This window comes from Acidimicrobiales bacterium, assembly GCA_036270875.1.
Taxonomy (GTDB): domain Bacteria; phylum Actinomycetota; class Acidimicrobiia; order Acidimicrobiales; family AC-9; genus AC-9.
This window is the reverse complement of record DATBBR010000150.1, coordinates 1-17,681: the sequence shown is the minus strand read 5'-3', so window position 1 is coordinate 17,681 and position 17,681 is coordinate 1. Positions and strand designations below refer to the sequence as shown.

Here is a 17,681-nt window from a genome sequence, read left to right as displayed (position 1 = left end):
GCGGTCCAGCTCCCGCTGCAGCCGCTTCTTGGTGCACACCCCATCCTGGGCGGCCAGGAACCGCTTCATCGTCTGGTGGAAACGCTCCACCTTCCCGCAGGTCTGAGGGTGGTAGGCGCGGCTGTGCTTCGAAGTGATGCCAAAGGCGAACAGCTCCTGTTCGAACCCACCGGCCAGGCCGTGGGTGTGCTGGGAGGAGAACACGAGCCCGTTGTCAGACAGAAATGCCGCCGGATAGCCCCATCTCTCAGCCGAAACATGCAGAACCCGGATCACGTCGGTGGCCTTGACCCGCACCATGGCCCGTGAGGCGATGCAGGTCCGTGAGTGGTCGTCGATGACGTTCAGGACCTCGAAGACCTGCCCGCTTGCGAGCTCGACATGGGTCACGTCGGCCTGCCAGCACTCGTTGGGCACATCAGCCACGAAGCGCACATACGAGCTCTTCGGTCGCTTCTGGGGCTGGGGGACGACGAAGCCCCGAGCCTTGAGCACCCGCCAGATGGTCGAGGTCGACGGGACCCGGCGGTGGCGGCGGGCAAGGTGGTAGCCGATGGTGTCGGCGCCCGCATCCAGTCCGTCGTCGGCCAGCTCCTTGCGTAAGCCGACGATCTCGTCCTCCCAGCGATCGCCGATGCGCCTCGGCGAGGCCTTTGGACGCCGGCTTCTTGCCTCGAGTCCAGCTTCACCCTCGAGGCGGTAGCGCCGTAGGAGCTTGAACAGCCAGCTGGCGCTCACCTGATGGGATCTGGCCAGCTCCTTGATGGGCCGCCCCGTCCGCAGGTGCGTCTCGATGAGGAACCGGCCCATGTCCATAGGAGACCCTCCCCGCTAGCGGTCTCCTATGTCTTGACACATCCCTCTGGTCGGCGGTCTCCGATGTCCTGAACCCCGACACTGCCGGGGGCGCCACATCTTCCCTGGTCAGCGGCTTGCGGTACTGACGGAACGGAGCTGTCGGACCTTGGCGCGACCTCCACGTGACCTAACGGATCGCGAGACCTCGTCGCGCGCGGCCCGTCCGCGCGCGTCGAGCGCGTCAGTGAGGCGCGCTTCGAGGCCGGGCAGTAGGTGTCCGTAGGTGTTGAGCGTCACCGTGATCGACGAGTGGCCCATGCGTTCCATGAGCGCCCTCGCGTGCGCGCCCTCGGCGATGAGCAACGCAGCGTAGGTGTGCCTCAGGTCGTGAAATCTCAGCTCGTGTCAAATGCAGAAGGGTCCGTTCCACTTGCCGGCGCCGTCGACCCAGACGACTTGCAGAGCGCCACCGTTCGTCACGATGAACACATCGGTTTGGTTAGCAACGCCGAACTGCCGAGACGCGCTCAGGGTTCCGCCCGCGGGAACGAAGCCGGTCGGCGAGATGGCCAACGGGCCACGCCACTTGCCGGCGCCCTGGACCCAGAGGACCTGGGCGGTGCCGTTCTTGTCGAGCACGAACACGTCGGTCTGGTTACCGGAGCCGAACTGCTGGGAGGCGGCCAGGGCTGCGCCGGCCGGTAGTCCAGGCTGGGGTCGAGGGTCAGCTCCCGGAGGAGTTCGCCCTCGTCGGTGACGAGTGGGGAGGGTGCAAACTCCAGCGGGCGGAAACCAGTGTGGACGCGCCGCTCAGGTCGGGTCGTGACCTGCACCCGATCCCGATGCGACCTCGGCGAGCGTGCGCCCGGTGAGCACGGACTCTGGCTGGTCTCGGACCGGGTCCCGCCGGGTGTTGGCCTCCTCGTCGTCCATCTTGACCAGAAGCCAAGCCTCATCCTTGCCCGTTCGGAAGCGGGTGAGGGCGAAACCGCCCCGCAGCTTGCGACCCTCCAGCCATATGGCAGCGTGGCCGTCGCTGAGCGCCTTGTCCAAGGGGACAGCCTTGCCGTCACGTTCGGTCAGGTTACGGAACGTGCCGGTATCCCAGACCACCACGGTGCCGGCACCGTACTCGCCCTCTGGGATCGTACCCTCGAAGTCTCTGTACTCGAGGGGGTGGTCCTCGGTCGGGACAGCCAGTCGCTTCTGCTTGGGGTTGAGTGATGGCCCCTTGGGCACCGCCCACGACTTCATCACCCCGTCCACCTCCAGGCGGAAGTCGTAGTGCAGTCGGGACGCGTCGTGCTGCTGCACCACGAAGTGGGGCTGGTGCCCCTTCCCACCAGATGGCCGCCGACGACCCTTGGGCTCCGGCGTCTGCTCGAAGTCCCGCCGGCGCTCATACTCCTCCAACGCTTCCTTTGTCTTCGCCGTCCTGGCCACTCCCATCACCCCTGTCCTGAAGCGCTCGCTCGAATGGGCGACGGCCTCCTAGACCATCTGCACCCTATGAGAGGGTCTCAGGCGCCCGACGAGCCAGTGTGCCGCTCGTCGTTGACAGCCTGCCCAATGGAGCTGGGATCGGTGAAGGCGATGCCCCTGAGTGCACCGCCAGCTCTATGTTCAGAATTCTTGACTAATACATGGCCTGATGACCGTAGGTGCTTGCGTCCAGCCGGTGGGCGAGCTAGATCGGCGGGAAAGGAGACTTGGAGGAGTCTAGAGCTGGAGATGGCGGCTGGGTCGCTCTAGAAGATGCTTCCAGTCTCGGTCTGCACCGGCGACCGAGGAGTTGACGGCATGGCCGACCAAGGATACGCGGGGCTGAACCGGTCCATCGAGAAGACCAATCAGATGCTGACGCACATTGAAGAGGCTTACGGTTGGCCGCGAGACCGCCGGCGCCAGTCTTTTGCAGCGCTCCGTGCGGTGCTGCACGCCTTGCGGGACCGTCTGACCGTCTATGAAGCGGCGGATCTGGCAGCCCAACTTCCACTCGTGGTTCGGGGTCTCTACTACGAGGGCTGGAGCCCTTCCAAGGTCCCGATCAAGATGCACAGGGACGAGTTTCTCGACCGCGTCGGTCGGGAATTTCCCTTCGACATCGAGGGCGGCAGAGAGACGCTCATCGAGCGGGTGCTGCAGGCCGTCCGTCGCTTCGTCACCCCAGGCGAGTGGGACCACATCCGCTCCAGCTTGCCCAGAGATCTGGTCGAGCTCCTTCCTAGTTAGGTCTCCCCGTTCTGACGTCACGGTTCCGAGCGACTCCGGGCAGATGTCGGTGGCGAAAATGCTCCCGGGCTGATTGCCCAAAGGAGGATGCAGAATGACCGGACAGGAGGAGACGGGGCTTCCCGCACAGCAACAGACCTATCCCGGCACCACTGGTCAGATGACCCCCGAGCCGTTCGATGAGATGCGAAAACTACCGCGGATCCGCCCGACTCGAGGGGAGACGGGCACTCGTCACCGGCGTCGACTCGGGCATTGGCAGGGCCGTGAGTGTCGGCTTTGCCAAGGAAGGCGCTCGCCTTGCCATTGCCTACCTCGAGGAGCACGACGACGCGAAGCACACCCGGTCGTTGGTGGAGCGGACCGGTAGCTCCTGCACTCTCATCCCGGGTGATCTATTACAAGAGGATCACTGCGTCCGCGCGGTCCCCGAACGGATCTGGCAGTCAACTAGCGGTAAGCAGGGCCCCACTGCAAGGTGCGCGCGACTACCTCGACCTCTACGATGACGTCGTCGCCATCCGGGCGTCGGCCGGTGGCACAACCCCACGAAGTTGATTCGACGCCTGCAGCTCAGAGTCTCGCGGTATGCGCGATACGGCCTTTGACCACGCGCTCCAGGTTCCGCAGCAACCGACGATTGCGAAGGGTAAGCGAGAAGTCGATGAGCGGATTGTCCACGACCAAGCTGGGACCGCGTAATGGATGCTCGTCTATAGCGACGACGACGTTCTCACCCCACGGCAAGACCCGGATAGCTACCCGCAGCGTGCCCACGGGCAGCATGTGCGCCTCCAGCTCGAGACACGACGGTTGTCGGCACAGCCGGGAGGTGGTCTTGTCCTCGACGCGCAGAGGTCCCTGGCCGGCGCTGTAGTGAATGCTGGTGCCTGGTTCTGGCCACCCTTCATCAACGGCACGTATCGCTGCCGTGCCGACGACCCAGTCAGCGTACGAGTAGCCATCCGACAAGACCGACCATACCTCCTCCGGGGTTGCCTCGATCAGCGCGTTCCGAATGGCCATCACTGCCTCGTTCCTGGGCCCAGCCGGCTATTCCACCTGATCGTCGAGCGCCCGCGACCGCTCCGCCAACCTCGGATGGCCCGGCTTCTTCGACTGAGCGGCCCGGACTGCCGCGGGGCGCTCATCTGGTGCTGGCAATGCACGAAGTAGCTCTTCTCTGTTGGCGTACTCGACCGGCGGCAGGGCCCGAAGAGCTCGCATCAGCTCGTGGGTAACCCCACGACGCTTCGCACTCGAGATCAACTCGTCCTTTGTCACTGGGTAGTCGACATCGTCGAGCTGAGACACCACAGAATCGATCCAGCTGGAGGACATGCTTCTCCCTCTCGCTCTCAATATCCCGCGCCTGCGTTCGCTCTCCCATGCGTCTATCGTGACGCCGACATCCTCTCGTCCGGTCCTCTAGCCCGAACGCAGACTGGATGCAAGTGTCGATAGCGTCGAAGCGAGGAACCGCTCCCGCAGCAGGCCGGGTGCAATCCCGAAGCCCCCATCGCCCATGTACGCCCCGGACTTGGTGGCCGATGTGATCCTGCGGGTTCGCGAGCGACCCGCTTCGCGAGGCTCGCGTGAGGGGCTATTCCGGCAGCTCGTCGCCGAGCTAGTGCGCCACGAGGTCGCTGAGGAGGAGATACTTCGCCCCGTCAGTAGACGGGATGCGGGCGATTCGATCGCCGACGCTCGCTATGTGGCTGGCCGGCCAACCGTCCAAGGTCTCTAGCTCAAGCCCGGCACCCATGCAACAGAACGAGAGCAGCTATCGGTTCGGGATCGGAACACCCGGACTGCCACACCTCTGTTTCCAAAGCCCTACCCCGGGCGATCGATAGGGAGCAATCCCTCCACGCGGGCCAGGACGGTGATCGCAGTCGGGCTCCCATCTTCCGATCTCCGCCGCTATTTCGAGTCCGTCACGCGAGCCTTAACCCTCCACGCGACCCACGGGACCATCGATACGGAGCAGGTCGGACTGCCGATCTGGATCTGCAGGGACCAGTTGGTCCCGTGGACGGTGATATGGCCCCACCTCCGCCTCTACGCTTGAGGAATCCGGAACAGCAAGAGTTCGCCGGCGGTCACATTGGAGTCCCAGCTACCTGTAGAGGAGGAGTCACGTGGCCAGCGAGCCGACAGAGGCAGCCTCACCGAGAGGACCGGCCCCGCTTTCCTTCGAGCAACCGAACTCCATAACCAGGCGGTTCGACTTCTGGGACGATCGCTACGAAGGGCGACGTCTCTTCTCGGAGGCTCTCGGGACGTTCTTCCTCGTCCTTGTGGCGGTGGGGGCCGGTATCGTGAACACCCGCTTCGGCGGCAACGCGGTCCCATATGGTGCCCGGGTCGTCGCGCCGGGACTGATGGTGGCCGCCATAATCCTGTTCATGGGGGCGGTCTCGGGAGCGCACCTCAACCCGGGAGTCAGCATCGCCTTCGCGTTGCGGGGCAACTTCCCCTGGAGGCGCGTCCCTTTCTACATCGTCGCCCAGTTGCTAGGTGCCATCCTGGCCACGTTGCTCCTGTGGGCGCTTATCGGCAAGCACGGTGCCGCGGGTCTGACGCTTCCGGGCCACGGCATCTCCACGACGACCGCCATGCTATGGGAGATGGTCCTCACCGTCGGGCTGGTCAGCACGATCCTCGGGACAGCGTCGGGGGCTCAGCAAGTCGGGCCCTTCGCCGCCATCGGCGTCGGCAGCTACATCGCACTGGCCGGACTGTGGGGGGCGCCTGTCAGCGGCGCTTCGATGAACACCGCCCGTTCGCTCGGGCCCGCCTTGGTGCTGAACGACTGGACCTCGTGGTGGGCGTACCTGGCTGGGCCGGTAGCGGGCGCTGTTATCGCCGTCGGTATCGCCTTCGTCCTCAGGGGCCGGGGCGGCGGCCTGACCGCGGCGCGGGCGGCTCAGGGCACGCTGGGCACGCGGTGGCCCCCAGGACGTGGGTGAGAGGGGAGGCGACGGAGAGAAGGAGGTTGACGACGAGGCGAAGGCGACGCCACCTCCACCAGGAGACGGTGGCTATGGACTCGTCGTCCCGGCCACGAGGGCTTCGCTCACCTGCCACAGCCGCTCGGCCGTCGCTCGGTCGTTGGTCTGCGGGGTCGTCTCGGCCTGGCGCTCCGCCTTGAAGTACGCGCCCGTGACTTGGGCCAGCTCGGGGTTCGAGGCAGCCCAGATGCTTGTCCTGGCACCCTTTTCCGGCCCGGCCATGAACGGCCACATGAGCATCCCCACCAACCGGTAGCCCAGGGGCATCGTCGATCCGAGACTTGTCTTCACGAACCCAGGATCGACGCAGTTGGCAGCTACCCCGCTGCCCTGCAGGCGCCGAGCAAGCTCATACGTGAACACGACGAGGGCCAGCTTGGAGTTGTTGTACGCGCGCTGTCCGAACCGTCGCTCGCTCTGGAGGTCATCGAAGTCGATACGACCAGCTCGATGGGCGGCTGACGCGACATTGAGGATCCGGGAAGGGGCTGACGCTCTCAGCACGTCGAGGAGCAGGGTTGTCAGCAGGAACGGGGCAAGGTAGTTGACGGCGAAGGTGAGCTCGAGCCCCTCAGGTGTGACCGAGCGCGTTCCGACATCGACACCTGCGTTGTTGACGAGGACATCGAGGCGGTCGAAGCGATCCACGAAGTCCCGAGCCAATGCTCGGACATCGCCCTGCGACGCCAGGTCGGCGACGAGAGGATGGACCTTGCCCGTGCCACCAGCCTGCTGGATCCGCTCGCTGGCGGCCTGAGATCGTTCCTCGGAACGACCAACCACGACGACCGTGGCACCGATGGCGGCCAGGCCCCGAGCCGTGCTTTCCCCGATTCCGGAGGTCGCGCCAGTCACGAGGACGACCTTCCCCGCCATGGCGTCGCTCGACATCGGTCCTCCCACCTCGGTTCATCCGCCTCGAATGGAGGCTACAGCTGACCCCGATCGGCGCGCCGCAGGGCGGCAATACTGAGAGGGTGCTGATCCGGATCGAAGGCTCCGACCTGCCGGGAAGGTCCTGTGGTCCCAGCCCTGACTTTCCCGGCCACGACAACGTTCACGTCGGAGTGCAACGCCGCAACAAGCGGGACGAGCTGCTCGATCTGATTCCCGGCGATGCACCCTCAGCCACGTGGACTTTCGACTGCACTGCCTTGCGCACGCCGGCCGGCGTCGACATCAATGGTCGCTACATCCAGGGGCCGGCGGGTGGCCGGTTCATCTACCTGTCGTGGGGGACCGTCGATGGCGACGAGAGCTTCATGCTCTTCCGGCGGGCGAAGCTCTGGCTGGACGCGATCCCTCCCGCGGTGCTCGACCGGGCGATGGAGCGCGGGCTGCTCGTGGGGCGGCTCGGCTTGACCGACCAAAAGGGCAATCCCCTGTGCGCCGCGGTGCGGCCTCCCTTGATCGAGTGGTCGGCTGCGCCAACGCAGTGATGCCAGTCGTCATCGCCGCCGCCGGCGGGTTGGCCTACATCACCTGCGACGTCGGGCGGTGGGCGCCGTCAGACGCTCTAAGGCAGCGGAACGGCGCTCGACGAATGGTGACGTCGGACCGGGACCCCCTAGGCGACGGCGACGGGCAGATGCTTGATGCCGTTGATGAAGTTGGACAGGAGCCGCTCGGGTTCTCCTGTCGCGTGGATGCCTGGCGCCCGGCCGAGAAGCTCGCGGAACATCACCGTGATCTCCTGGCGGGCCAGGTGGGCCCCCAGGCAGAAGTGCGGCCCTGGACCGCCGAAGCCGACGTGGGGATTGGGGTCACGGCCGATGTCGAAGCGATAGGGGTCCTCGAACACGGCCTCGTCGCGGTTGGCGGACCAGTACGTCAGCAGCACCTTGGCACCCGCGGGGAGGTCGACGCCGCCGAGCGTCACGTCCCTGGTGGCCGTCCGGCGCATGAAGATCACCGGCGAGGCGATCCGGACGATCTCCTGGACCGCTGTCGGCGCCAGCGTCTCGAAGTCCGCGGCCCAGGCTGCCCGCAGTTCGGGATGGTCGGTGAGCAGCCTCATCCCGTGGCTGATGGCGTTGCGGGTCGTCTCGTTGCCCGCCACCACGAGCAGGATGAAGAACGAGGCCAGCTCCTGGTGGGTCAGCTGCTCCCCATCGACGTTCGCCGTGACCAGGGCCGAGGTGACGTCGTCGCCGGGGTGCTCGGCCCGGTGCCGGCCGAGATCCTCCATCAGCTGGGTCAGCTCCTGGCCCGAGGTGAGCAGAGCCATGACGACGTCGCTGCCCTCGGGCACGTACTCGGGATCCATGCCGCCGAGGATGACGTTCGAGTGACGGAAGACGAAATCGTGATCGCGTTCGGGCACTCCCATCATGTTGCAGATGATCCGCAGCGGCAGCTTGGCCGCCACCTCGGTCACGAAGTCGCACGTCCCCTTCTCGATCACGTCGTCGACGATGAGCGACGCGGACCGCTGGACCTCGTCTCCGATCTTCTTGACCATCCGCGGCGTGAACGCGGCCGAGACGATGCGCCGCAGCCGAGCGTGGCGGGGGTCGTCCAGGTTGATCATGGAGCCGAAGAACTCGAGGAACTCCGTCGGCATGTCGAAGATGCTCGTCGCGCCCTGGCCCGAGCAGAACGACCCCGTCTCGCGGCTCGCCTCGACGACGTCGGCGTGGCGGGTGACGGCGTAGTAGCCCGATCCATCCAGCGGAACGGGGACGGCGACGCCGGGTGGGGGCTCGGGGTCGTCGAAGTGGGCGATCGGTCGATGCCGGCGGAGAGCCTCGAAGGCCGCTTCGCGCTCGTCGAGGGGCCGAGCCCAGAAGGCCAGGTCAGAGAGGTCGATGTCGTCGATCGTCAGCGCCGGGTTCGGGTTCACGATTCCTCCCGCGTCCAGTCCCCCGCACTGTCTAGCGCAGAGACGGTGGATCTCACCTACCTGGCCGAGCCCGCCCCCCAGGGCTGCACGACGTAGGCACCCTCCATCGCTCTGGCTTCCTCCATCGACACGATCGTCCGGCCGAACGGGAAGAGAGCGGCGCCGGCAAGCCGGAAGTGGGCGATGGCGAAGGGGATGCCGATGATCGTGATGGCGCAGATCACGCCGGAGATCACGTGTGCGAGGGCGAGCCACCAACCGAACAGGATGAACCAGAGCACGTTGCCGACCGCCGAAGGGTTCTCGCCGGGGATCCTCACCATGGCCGAGCCGAACGGCCAGAGCGTGAAGCCGGCGAGCTTGAAGGCCTGGATGCCGAACGGGATCGTGATGATGAGGACGAAGCAGATGAGGCCGGCCACGGCGTAGCTGAGGGCCAGGACCAACCCACCCAGCAGCAACCACAGGATGTTGCCGATGACACGCACTAGCGGGAAGCCTGTTGGGCTTGCTGGGCTTGGCGGGCCTTCATGCGGCGACGACGCCTGGCGACGAGCCGGTCGGCCAGGGCGCCGAGGACGGCAGCCAGGATCAGGGCCCAGATGAGCGACACGTGGGCGGAGAAGAACACGAAGTGGATCGTGACCGAGTCGCTGTTCTCGACGATGAAGGCGATCAGCAGCGCGACCACGATGGCGAGGCCGATCAGCCGCGCCATCTCCCGGGTGTCACGCTTCTCTCGGGCCGGCGGCGCGGCACCAGCCGGTGTCGTCCCGGGCGGAGGCGTCCCTGTGCCCTGTGTGGGTCGATTCTCGGTGCTCGTGGCTCCCCCTCCCTGCCCTGCTACACGAAATGGTACACCTGCCCCGTTGTGGATGCCCTGAGCCCACCAGCCGACCGGTCTACGTTGGACACGTGGCACGACCAGGTCCGGCCGCCGGGTCGGCAGCCGAAGGAGAGGAAAGGCCCTCGACCGCCGAGGTCGAGCAGCGTCTCCACGAGCACCAGTCGACGCCGCTCGGTGAGTGCGGAGAAGCGCCCGATCCCCGGTTCAGCTTCGCCAACGAGCGCACCTTCCTGGCCTGGAGCCGCACCGCGCTCGCCCTCATTGCCGCCGGCCTGGCTGCGGCCCAGCTCCTGCATTTCGGCTTCGGCGGCGTCCGCCTCATCATCGCCCTCCCGCTGATCGTCCTCGGTGGGGTGGCCGCCGTCACCAGCTACCGCCAGTGGGAGGACAACGAACGCCGGCTTCGGCTACGGCTCCCCCTGACCTACTCGCCGGTCGGCAAGCTCGTCGCCGTGGGGATCTCGGTCGTCGGTGTGGCCGCCGGCATCCTCGTGATCGTCGACCTGATCGCCAAGTGACCGAAACCGACGCCGCCCATCAGCTGCCCGACGAGCCCGAGCGGGGACTGGCCACCGAGCGGACCGCGCTCGCGTGGACGAGGTCGGCGCTGGCGCTGGCCGCGATCGGCGCCCTTGCGGTGCGCCGCGGAGCCCAGGGAGACCTGCCGAGCGTCGCCTACCCCGTGGGTGCCGTGCTCTTCGGGGCAGCCGTCGCCGTGTGGATGCTGGGGGCGAGCATCTACAGCAGGCGAGTGGCCGCCGCCGGCCCCGACGACCCGGCGCCGCACGCCGTGGCGTTCAGGGTCATGTCGATCGGCACCGTCGCCATCGCCGTGGCGGCAATCGTCCTCGCCATCCCTGTGTAGGTCCCCCGTCAGCTCATCGGCACAGGATCATTCCCTCGCAGCGACCGTTGCGCGAGCATTACCGTCACCAACGCGAGCAGGTGGTGGTCGCATGCAGACACGCAAGCTCCTCGCCGAGCTGCTGGGCACGGCGATTCTTGTCTTCTTCGCCGTCGGGGTGGCCACCCTCTCACTCGGGTTCAAGTTCGCCGGGAGCAGCACCTCGGCCGGCGTGGTGGCCACGGCCCTGGCCTTCGGCCTGGTCCTCTTGGCGCTCGTCTACGCCATCGGACCCATCTCTGGCTGTCACGTCAACCCCGCGGTCACCATGGCCTTCGTCACCTCCCGGCGCATGTCCATCCAGGAGGCCATCGGCTACTGGATCGCCCAGTTCGTCGGCGCGATCCTCGGGGCCCTGGCCCTCTGGGGCATCTTCACCGGATCCCCCGGCTACAGCACCGGCAACCAGGGCCTGGGCACCGACGGCTGGGGCAAGCACTCGCTCATTCACCTCAATGTCGGTGGAGCGTTCGCCGCCGAGGTCGTCCTCACGTTCCTCTTCGTCCTCGTGGTGCTGGCCGCGACCAGCCACCTGACCTCGGCCGGCTTTGCCGGGCTGGCCATCGGCATGGGCCTCGCCACGGTCCACCTCGTCGGCATCCCCCTCACCGGCACCTCCGTCAATCCGGCGCGCAGCCTCGGCCCGGCGTTGATCGTGGGCGGCGACGCCCTCAGTCAGCTGTGGCTCTTCATCGTGGCGCCACTGGTGGGGGGCGCCATCGCCGCCCTCGTCTGGGGCTATCTGTTCGTTCCCGAGCGAGCAAAAGAGCCGGTGCCGCCCGGCCGCGTCGAGCCCTCCGATATCCCCCGGCCCTCGACGGGAAGCTGAGGCGCGGGCCCAGGCATGGGCCGGCGAAGCCGATCGCGTTAACGGCGACGTCTCCGGTACGATCGCCTGGACACCGTCATACGCGACGAGGCGCATCTGGAGGCTCCATGGCTGAAGCCGCAGCCCTGAAGGGCAAGCTCGGCCGGGTCTCGTGCAGCATCCCCCCCGACGGTGGTGGCGAGGTGCTGATCGAGGTGCGGGGCGGAGCCGAGGCGTTCACCGCATATCCGGCCGAGCCCAAGAGCATCGCCACCGGACGAACGGTCGTGGTGGTGGAGCAGCTCTCCCCACGCTCGGTCCTCGTCACCCCCTACTGGACCCAAGGAGAGTAGATGTTCTTCTGGCGCATACCCGCACCCAACGAGGCGTTGATCATCTCGGGGGCCAAGCACCACGAGGCAACAGGAGGACCGGACTTCCAGGTCGTCGTGGGCCACGGCGCGTGGGTCCTGCCGTTCCGCAAGGTCGCACGCAAGCTCTCCCTTGACGTCCGGGAGGCGATACTCGCCGAGGACTGCGTGACGACCCAGGGCATCCCCCTTCGCGTCCAGGCCGTGTGCGTCTTCAAGGTCGCCGACGACCCGGCGAGCATCGCCAACGCCGCCCGGCGGTTCCTCGATCAGCAGAACCGTATGGAGCAGCTCGTCGGGCAGGTCTTCGGCGGCCATCTGCGGTCAATCGTCGGCGGCCTCACCGTGGAGGAGATCATCCGGGACCGGGAGCGGTTGCGCCAGGAGGTGATCCGGTCCTCGGACATCGAAGTCGAGCGGCTCGGTCTCACCGTCGACAGTCTGCAGATCAAGGAGATCGTCGATCCGAGCGGCTACATCGCCAACATCGCCGCGCCGCACACCGCCGTGGTCCAAAAGGATGCCCGCATCGCCCAGGCCGCGGCCGACCGCGAGGCCACCGAGCGCGAGCAGGAGGCCAACGCCCTCAAGTCCGAGGCCGTGCGCTCGTCCCAGATCAAGCAGGCCGGCTATCAGGCCGAAGTGGACCGGGCGGCGGCGCAGGCGGCCCAGGCCGGGCCCCTGGCCGACGCCGAGGCCAAGCAGCAGGTGGTGCAGACGGAGACGGCGGTGGCCAAGCTGGAGGCCCAGCGGGAAGAGCAGCGGCTCCAGAGCACGGTGAACCGACCCGCCGACGCCGAGGCCTACAAGCAGGTGACCCTGGCCAAGTCGGCCAAGGAGGCCCGGGTGCTCGACGCCGAGGCCGAGGGGCAGGCCATCAAGGTCAAGGGCGAGAGCGAGGCCGGGGTGCTACGGGTACGGGCGGACGCCCTCAAGGCCAACCAGCAGGCCCTGGTGACCCAGGCGCTGGCCGAGCGCCTGCCCGACATCGTCGCCGCGGCCACGAAGAGCCTGACGGGCGCCAACCTCACCGTCCTCAACGGCGGCGAGGGCCTCGCCGATCTGGTCGGCCAGGTGGTGGGCCAGGGCTTCACGCTCTTCCAGGGGCTGCGCCAAGGGCTCGGCGTGGACGGGCCGGCCGACAACGGGCAGGCCGACAACGGGCCGGCAGTCGAGGGTGCGCGGCAGGAGGAGGAACGGCCGGCGGTCGAGAAGGCCGTGGGCCCGGGACGGCGGTCCACAGACCCGGCCGGCAAAGGAGACCGCTCTACCGAGACGGCGGGGCCCCGACCCAACTCACGCTGACCGACGCGAGTGACGGCGTGACGGGGACCGGCGCCCAGGTGCTCACCCCCGAGTGGCTCACCAGCGCCCTCTCCCCTCTGCTCGGGGACGTGAGGGTCGGGTCGGTCGCCTGCGCGCCCGTGGGCACGGGACAGATGAGCGACTGCGTGCGCCTCATCCCGACCTACGACGGTCCGACGGCCGCGCCCCGGTCGATGATCGCCAAGCTTCCGGCCGCCGACGCGACCAGCCGGGCGACGGCGGCGGCGCTGCGCAACTACGAGATCGAGGTCAGCTTCTACCGCCAGCTGGCGCCGCAGCTTCCGGTACGGGCGCCCCGGTGCTACCACGCCCACCTCGACACCACGGGTACGGACTTCGTGCTCCTGTTGGAGGACGTCGCCCCGGCCCGCCAGGGCGACCAGCTGGCGGGCTGCAGCGTCGACGAGGCGGCGGTGGCCGTCGAGGAGCTCCCCCGGCTCCACGCGCCCCGGTGGGGTGACCCGAGCCTGGCCGAGCTCGACTGGCTCCATCGCAGTCCCGCGGAGGCCGTCGACTTCACCAGCCAGCTGGTGGCCGGCCTGTACGGCGGGTTCTGCGAGCGCTACGCCGGGCGCGTCGACGCCGACATCATGGCCCTGGGTGAGCGGCTGATGGCGAGGCTTCCGAGCTATCTCGGCGATCGCCGTGGGCCGTGGACGGTCGCCCATGGCGACTTTCGGCTCGACAACCTGCTGTTCGGCACGGCCGGCCCGGGAGGCCGGCCCGGAGAGACCGATGGCGCCGGGCCGCCGGTCGTGGTGGTCGACTGGCAAACCGTGACCCACGGCCCCGGCATCGGCGACCTGAGCTACTTCCTCGGCGCTGGCCTGGTCCCCGAGGCCCGGCGCAGCCACGAGCACGATCTCGTCCGCGCCTACCACGACGCGCTCCAGGCGGCGGGCGTCGTCGGCCTGGCCTGGGACGACTGCTGGGCTCAGTACCGGCGCTACACCTTCGGCGGGCTCATCATGGCCATCGCCGCGTCCATGCTGGTCGAGCAGACCGACCGGGGTGACGACATGTTCGTGACCATGGCCCAGCGCCACGGTCGCCACGCCATCGACCTCGAGGCCGAGCGGCTCATCCACTGACCTCCCGTGCCCCGCCTCACGCCGCTGGACGAGCAGTTCGTCCATCAGATCCCCGAGCCCCTTCCCCACGTCGTCACGTTTCACGAGCACTGGCGGGAGAGCCTCTTCTTCGTCCTCCACCCTCCCTCCGGCCCTGGTGACGTGGTCATACTCACTTTGGCCCACTTCCCCGCTCGCCAACTCGTGGACTCCCTCCAGCTCGGACGGGTGGGGGACAGTCCGACCGTGGCCCATCATCAACGCAGCTACGACGGCGACCCGCATTCGATGGTCGTCGGGCCCGTCACGATCGACATCGTCGAGCCCTTCGAGACCGTGCGCCTGCGCGTCGACGACGCTCCGGAGGCGGCGGTCGGTCTCGATCTCACGTTCAGTGCCCGCACCCCGGCCCACGGCCTACGCCGGGGAACGATGAAAGCGGGGCACGAGATCGTGTGGGACCAGAGCCATTTCGTCCAGTCGGGTACCTACAACGGCGTCTACCGGCACGCGGGACACAGCTACGAGGTGCGGGACTGGTGGGGTCAACGGGACCATTCGTGGGGCGTCCGCGACCACGCCCGCTGCCCGTTGTGGATCTGGCTGGCCATCCAGTTGCCCCACGCCATGATCGCCGTCTGGCACTGGGAGTACCCGAACGGCGCCCGGGTGTACACCGACGGCTGCCTCGCCCCCGTGGACGGGGGATCGCCCGTCCCGGTGATCGACTTTCGTCACGACCTGCGCTGGGTGGACGACAGCGGCCGGCACGTCGCCTACGGACGCGACGGCGACGACGTCGCCGGGCTCGCGGGGCGTGTCGACCTGGTGCTCGAAGGGGGGCAGACGATCGGGATCGACGCGGAGGGGCGTTGGGCCCAGCGCTATGGCCCCCTCGGCGGCGGCCTGAACGAGATGGAGATCCGGACGAGCGACGGATCGGTCGGGACGGCGATCTACGAGGTCACGGGGGCCCACCACCACCGGTTCTTCCCCGTGGCCCGGGCCGCGAGCCTCCCGCCGGACGGCTGAGGGGGTCGCCGGCCGGCCACAATGGGCGCCGTGAGAGCGATGCGGTGGCGCGGCGAGGGGAGGCGGTGGCGCGGCGAGTCGGGACTGGGCACCGCCCGTCGCCTGAGGACCGGCCTGCTCGCACTGCTGGTCATCGTGGTCTGCGGCACGGCCGGCTTCGTCGGCCTGGGCTACAGCTTCGTCGACGCGCTGTTCCAGACCATCGTGACCGTCACCACGGTGGGGTTCCGCGAGGTCCACAACTTCGGCACCGCCGGCGAGCTCTTCAGCATCTTCTTGATCTTGGCCGGTGTGGGGACGGCGGCCTACACCTTCAGCGTGCTCGTCGACAGCTTCGTCGAGGGCCATCTGACCGATCTGGTGGCGAGGAGAAGAATGGAACGACGGATCGAGGACCTGAGAGGCCACCTGATCCTCTGTGGGTGGGGACGGGTCGGCCAGGCCATCGCCCGCCAGGTGACCGGCACCGACCACGACATGGTCGTGGTCGACTTGTCACCGGCACGACTCCCCGCCACGCCCGCCCTCACCGTGCAGGGGGACGCCACCGACGACGCCGTGCTCCGGGCGGCGGGGATCGAGCGGGCCGGCGTGCTCGTCACCGCCCTCAACGCCGACCCCGAGAACCTGTACGTCACGTTGACGGCGCGCTCGCTGTGCCCGGACTTGTTCATCGTGGCGAGGGCCAACGCCGACGCCTCGATCGACAAGCTCGTCCAGGCGGGGGCCGACCGCGTGGTCAACCCGGCCAGCATCGGCGGCGCTCGCATGGCCGCCTTCGCCCTCCAGCCCCACGTGGCCGAGTTCGTCGACGTGGTGATGCACGACGGCAGCCTCGAGTTCCGCCTCGAGGAGGTGCCCGTTCCCCAGGGGTCCCCGCTCGACGGGCGGACCATAGGCGAGGCCCGCATCCGCGACCGGACCGGGGCCCTCGTCCTGGCGACGCGAAACGAGGACGGGGACTTCACGACCAACCCGGGCGCGGACATGAAGATCGAGGCCGGCCACATCCTCATCGCCATCGGCACCGGAGATCAGCTGGAGGCGCTCAGCCAGTCCATGCACCCGTAGGCGGGCGACCCCGAGGGTTCAGATCCGGCGGTACCGGGAGACCGCCAGCGGTATGAAGACGACCAGGATGAGGATGGTCCAGAGCACCATCTGCCACAGCCAGTGGTAGATGGGCCCACCCTGGGTGAGGGCCCGTGTCGCGTTCACCGTGACGCTGACCGGCTGCACGTTGGCGAAGCCCTGGAGCCACCCGGGCATGGACTGCACGGGCACGAAAGCCGAGCTGGCGAAGACCAGGGGAAAGAGGGGGATGAACCCGGCCACCTGGGCCGTCTCGGGCTCCTTGACGACGAGCCCCACGTAGGCGAACACCCACGAGAAGGCGTACCCGAAGGCCAGGACCACGATCATCGCGCCCAGGTCGGGCACGGGTCCGTTGTGGAAGCGGAAGCCGACCCCGGTGGCGACGATCACCATCAGGGCGAGCACGAGGACGTTGCGAGCCAGGTCGGCGAAGGTTCGCCCGGCAAGGACGGCGGAGCGGGCCATGGGCAGCGATCTGAAGCGGTCGACGATCCCACCTCGCAGGTCCTCGGCGAGGCCGACCGCCGTCGACGCTCCACCGAAGAGGGTGGTCTGGACGAAGATCCCGGCCATCAGGAAGTCGACGTAGCTGCTGCCAGGGGTCTTGATGGCGCCCCCGAAGACGTACCGGAACAGCAGCACGAACATCACCGGCTGGATGGTGGAGAACACCAGCAGCTGCGGAGTCCGGGCAATGTGCAGCAGGTTGCGCTTGGCGATGGCGGCGATGTCGCTGACCGCCACGAGGGGCGTGACCGACCGCGCCTGGCGGACGGCCGGACCGGTGGTGACAGTTGCGGTCATGTCCTCCTCCTGCGCCGGCCGCGGCCGTTGCTCGCGGGCTCGGGCTCGTTGCCGTCCTCGCCCTCGGCGCCGGCGCCGTGGCCCGTCAGCGCCATGAACACGTCGTCGAGCGACGGCCGCCGCAGGCTCAGGTCCTCGAGGGTGACGCCACTCTCGTCGAGGCGGCGGGCGGCGGCCATCAAGGTGGCGGCGCCACCCTTGGCCGGCAGCGTCATCCGCCGCTGCTCGCGGTCGACCTGGGGCGTGCCGTCTTCCAGCCCTGCGATCGCCGCCAGGGCCTTGTCCAGATCGTCCGAGCTCGCCACCCGCACCTCGACCACGTCGCCGCCCAGCTGGTCCTTGAGCTCATCGGCGGTGCCCTCGGCGATCACCTTTCCGTAGTCGATCACGACGATCTGGTGGGCGAGGCGGTCGGCCTCGTCCAGGTACTGCGTCGTGAGCAGGATGGTGGTGCCGTCCGCCACCAGGCTCTCGATGAAGCCCCACATCTCGACCCGGCTACGGGGGTCGAGCCCGGTCGTGGGCTCGTCGAGGATGA

At 68.0% G+C, this 17,681-nt stretch carries 21 protein-coding genes; 11 read left to right on the top strand and 10 right to left on the bottom strand.

Going from position 1 to position 17,681, the window contains the following annotated elements; genetic code table 11:
- The 3 genes from VH112_14505 to VH112_14495 all read right to left on the bottom strand — a co-directional run.
- Positions 1-816 (bottom strand): DDE-type integrase/transposase/recombinase (locus tag VH112_14505; GenBank protein HEX4541450.1); only part of this gene is annotated, 816 nt, incomplete at its 3' end.
- Between the two features lie 387 nt (positions 817-1,203).
- Positions 1,204-1,443, bottom strand: a complete 240-nt coding sequence (locus VH112_14500; protein HEX4541449.1) for a hypothetical protein — start codon at positions 1,441-1,443, stop codon at positions 1,204-1,206.
- 165 nt (positions 1,444-1,608) lie between these two features.
- Positions 1,609-2,247, bottom strand: a complete 639-nt coding sequence (locus VH112_14495) for a DNA polymerase ligase N-terminal domain-containing protein (GenBank protein HEX4541448.1) — start codon at positions 2,245-2,247, stop codon at positions 1,609-1,611.
- 351 nt (positions 2,248-2,598) lie between these two features.
- Here VH112_14495 and VH112_14490 point away from each other — a divergent pair, with 351 nt between their 5' ends.
- The gene (locus VH112_14490) at positions 2,599-3,030 is read left to right on the top strand and encodes a DUF2267 domain-containing protein (protein HEX4541447.1); all 432 of its coding nucleotides are present in this window, start codon (positions 2,599-2,601) and stop codon (positions 3,028-3,030) included.
- 573 nt (positions 3,031-3,603) lie between these two features.
- Here the strand turns inward: VH112_14490 and VH112_14485 are convergent.
- On the bottom strand, positions 3,604-4,056 hold the full coding sequence (locus VH112_14485; GenBank protein ID HEX4541446.1) for an SRPBCC family protein: 453 nt from the start codon (positions 4,054-4,056) through the stop codon (positions 3,604-3,606).
- Between the two features lie 1,115 nt (positions 4,057-5,171).
- On the opposite strand from VH112_14485, the gene VH112_14480 reads away from it, so the two are divergent.
- Positions 5,172-6,002: an MIP/aquaporin family protein gene (locus VH112_14480; protein ID HEX4541445.1), complete on the top strand. Its 831-nt coding sequence runs from the start codon at positions 5,172-5,174 to the stop codon at positions 6,000-6,002.
- Between the two features lie 72 nt (positions 6,003-6,074).
- Here VH112_14480 and VH112_14475 read toward each other — a convergent pair whose 3' ends face one another.
- Entirely contained in the window at positions 6,075-6,935 is an 861-nt protein-coding gene (locus VH112_14475; protein ID HEX4541444.1) for an SDR family oxidoreductase, read from the bottom strand.
- An 86-nt stretch (positions 6,936-7,021) separates the two neighbouring features.
- Here VH112_14475 and VH112_14470 point away from each other — a divergent pair, with 86 nt between their 5' ends.
- Positions 7,022-7,483 carry a DUF5990 family protein gene (locus VH112_14470; protein ID HEX4541443.1) on the top strand — a complete coding sequence of 154 codons (462 nt, stop codon included), beginning with the start codon at positions 7,022-7,024 and terminating at the stop codon, positions 7,481-7,483.
- A 128-nt stretch (positions 7,484-7,611) separates the two neighbouring features.
- Here VH112_14470 and VH112_14465 read toward each other — a convergent pair whose 3' ends face one another.
- Genes VH112_14465 through VH112_14455 form a run of 3 tightly spaced genes read right to left on the bottom strand, consistent with a single transcriptional unit; the run spans position 7,612 to position 9,604 of the window.
- Entirely contained in the window at positions 7,612-8,886 is a 1,275-nt protein-coding gene (locus VH112_14465) for a cytochrome P450 (GenBank protein ID HEX4541442.1), read from the bottom strand.
- A gap of 56 nt (positions 8,887-8,942) precedes the next feature.
- Positions 8,943-9,374: a YccF domain-containing protein gene (locus VH112_14460; protein HEX4541441.1), complete on the bottom strand. Its 432-nt coding sequence runs from the start codon at positions 9,372-9,374 to the stop codon at positions 8,943-8,945.
- Positions 9,374-9,604, bottom strand: a complete 231-nt coding sequence (locus tag VH112_14455; protein HEX4541440.1) for a hypothetical protein — start codon at positions 9,602-9,604, stop codon at positions 9,374-9,376. Before VH112_14455 ends, VH112_14460 begins: the two co-directional genes overlap by 1 nt.
- Before the next feature lie 197 nt (positions 9,605-9,801).
- On the opposite strand from VH112_14455, the gene VH112_14450 reads away from it, so the two are divergent.
- The 8 genes from VH112_14450 (at position 9,802) to VH112_14415 (ending at position 16,315) form a co-directional block, all read left to right on the top strand.
- Positions 9,802-10,251: a DUF202 domain-containing protein gene (locus VH112_14450; protein HEX4541439.1), complete on the top strand. Its 450-nt coding sequence runs from the start codon at positions 9,802-9,804 to the stop codon at positions 10,249-10,251.
- Positions 10,248-10,598, top strand: coding sequence for a DUF202 domain-containing protein (locus VH112_14445; protein ID HEX4541438.1), 351 nt, complete (start codon positions 10,248-10,250; stop codon positions 10,596-10,598). Before VH112_14450 ends, VH112_14445 begins: the two co-directional genes overlap by 4 nt.
- A 91-nt stretch (positions 10,599-10,689) precedes the next feature.
- Positions 10,690-11,466, top strand: coding sequence for an aquaporin (locus VH112_14440; protein ID HEX4541437.1), 777 nt, complete (start codon positions 10,690-10,692; stop codon positions 11,464-11,466).
- Between the two features lie 107 nt (positions 11,467-11,573).
- Positions 11,574-11,798, top strand: coding sequence for a hypothetical protein (locus tag VH112_14435; protein ID HEX4541436.1), 225 nt, complete (start codon positions 11,574-11,576; stop codon positions 11,796-11,798).
- The gene (locus tag VH112_14430; GenBank protein HEX4541435.1) at positions 11,799-13,121 is read left to right on the top strand and encodes an SPFH domain-containing protein; all 1,323 of its coding nucleotides are present in this window, start codon (positions 11,799-11,801) and stop codon (positions 13,119-13,121) included.
- 17 nt (positions 13,122-13,138) lie between these two features.
- The gene (locus VH112_14425) at positions 13,139-14,233 is read left to right on the top strand and encodes a phosphotransferase (protein HEX4541434.1); all 1,095 of its coding nucleotides are present in this window, start codon (positions 13,139-13,141) and stop codon (positions 14,231-14,233) included.
- 6 nt (positions 14,234-14,239) lie between these two features.
- Positions 14,240-15,244, top strand: coding sequence for a hypothetical protein (locus VH112_14420; GenBank protein HEX4541433.1), 1,005 nt, complete (start codon positions 14,240-14,242; stop codon positions 15,242-15,244).
- 39 nt (positions 15,245-15,283) lie between these two features.
- Positions 15,284-16,315: a potassium channel protein gene (locus VH112_14415; GenBank protein ID HEX4541432.1), complete on the top strand. Its 1,032-nt coding sequence runs from the start codon at positions 15,284-15,286 to the stop codon at positions 16,313-16,315.
- An 18-nt stretch (positions 16,316-16,333) separates the two neighbouring features.
- Here VH112_14415 and VH112_14410 read toward each other — a convergent pair whose 3' ends face one another.
- Complete coding sequence (locus VH112_14410; protein ID HEX4541431.1) at positions 16,334-17,143, bottom strand: ABC transporter permease; 810 nt, start codon at positions 17,141-17,143, stop codon at positions 16,334-16,336.
- On the bottom strand, positions 17,140-17,681 hold a 542-nt coding region (locus tag VH112_14405; protein ID HEX4541430.1), incomplete at its 5' end, for a DUF4162 domain-containing protein. The genes VH112_14405 and VH112_14410, both read right to left, overlap by 4 nt.

Bases quoted from the DNA above. Each gene is read 5' to 3' on its own strand.
- VH112_14415 (HEX4541432.1), top strand. From the start codon at position 15,284: ATGCGGTGGCGCGGCGAGGGGAGGCGGTGGCGCGGCGAGTCGGGACTG.
- VH112_14440 (HEX4541437.1), top strand. From the start codon at position 10,690: ATGCAGACACGCAAGCTCCTCGCCGAGCTGCTGGGCACGGCGATTCTT.
- VH112_14485 (HEX4541446.1), bottom strand. From the start codon at position 4,056: ATGGCCATTCGGAACGCGCTGATCGAGGCAACCCCGGAGGAGGTATGG.
- VH112_14490 (HEX4541447.1), top strand. From the start codon at position 2,599: ATGGCCGACCAAGGATACGCGGGGCTGAACCGGTCCATCGAGAAGACC.
- VH112_14435 (HEX4541436.1), top strand. From the start codon at position 11,574: ATGGCTGAAGCCGCAGCCCTGAAGGGCAAGCTCGGCCGGGTCTCGTGC.
- VH112_14430 (HEX4541435.1), top strand. From the start codon at position 11,799: ATGTTCTTCTGGCGCATACCCGCACCCAACGAGGCGTTGATCATCTCG.
- VH112_14495 (HEX4541448.1), bottom strand. From the start codon at position 2,247: ATGGGAGTGGCCAGGACGGCGAAGACAAAGGAAGCGTTGGAGGAGTAT.
- VH112_14410 (HEX4541431.1), bottom strand. From the start codon at position 17,143: ATGACCGCAACTGTCACCACCGGTCCGGCCGTCCGCCAGGCGCGGTCG.
- VH112_14455 (HEX4541440.1), bottom strand. From the start codon at position 9,604: ATGGCGCGGCTGATCGGCCTCGCCATCGTGGTCGCGCTGCTGATCGCC.
- VH112_14475 (HEX4541444.1), bottom strand. From the start codon at position 6,935: ATGTCGAGCGACGCCATGGCGGGGAAGGTCGTCCTCGTGACTGGCGCG.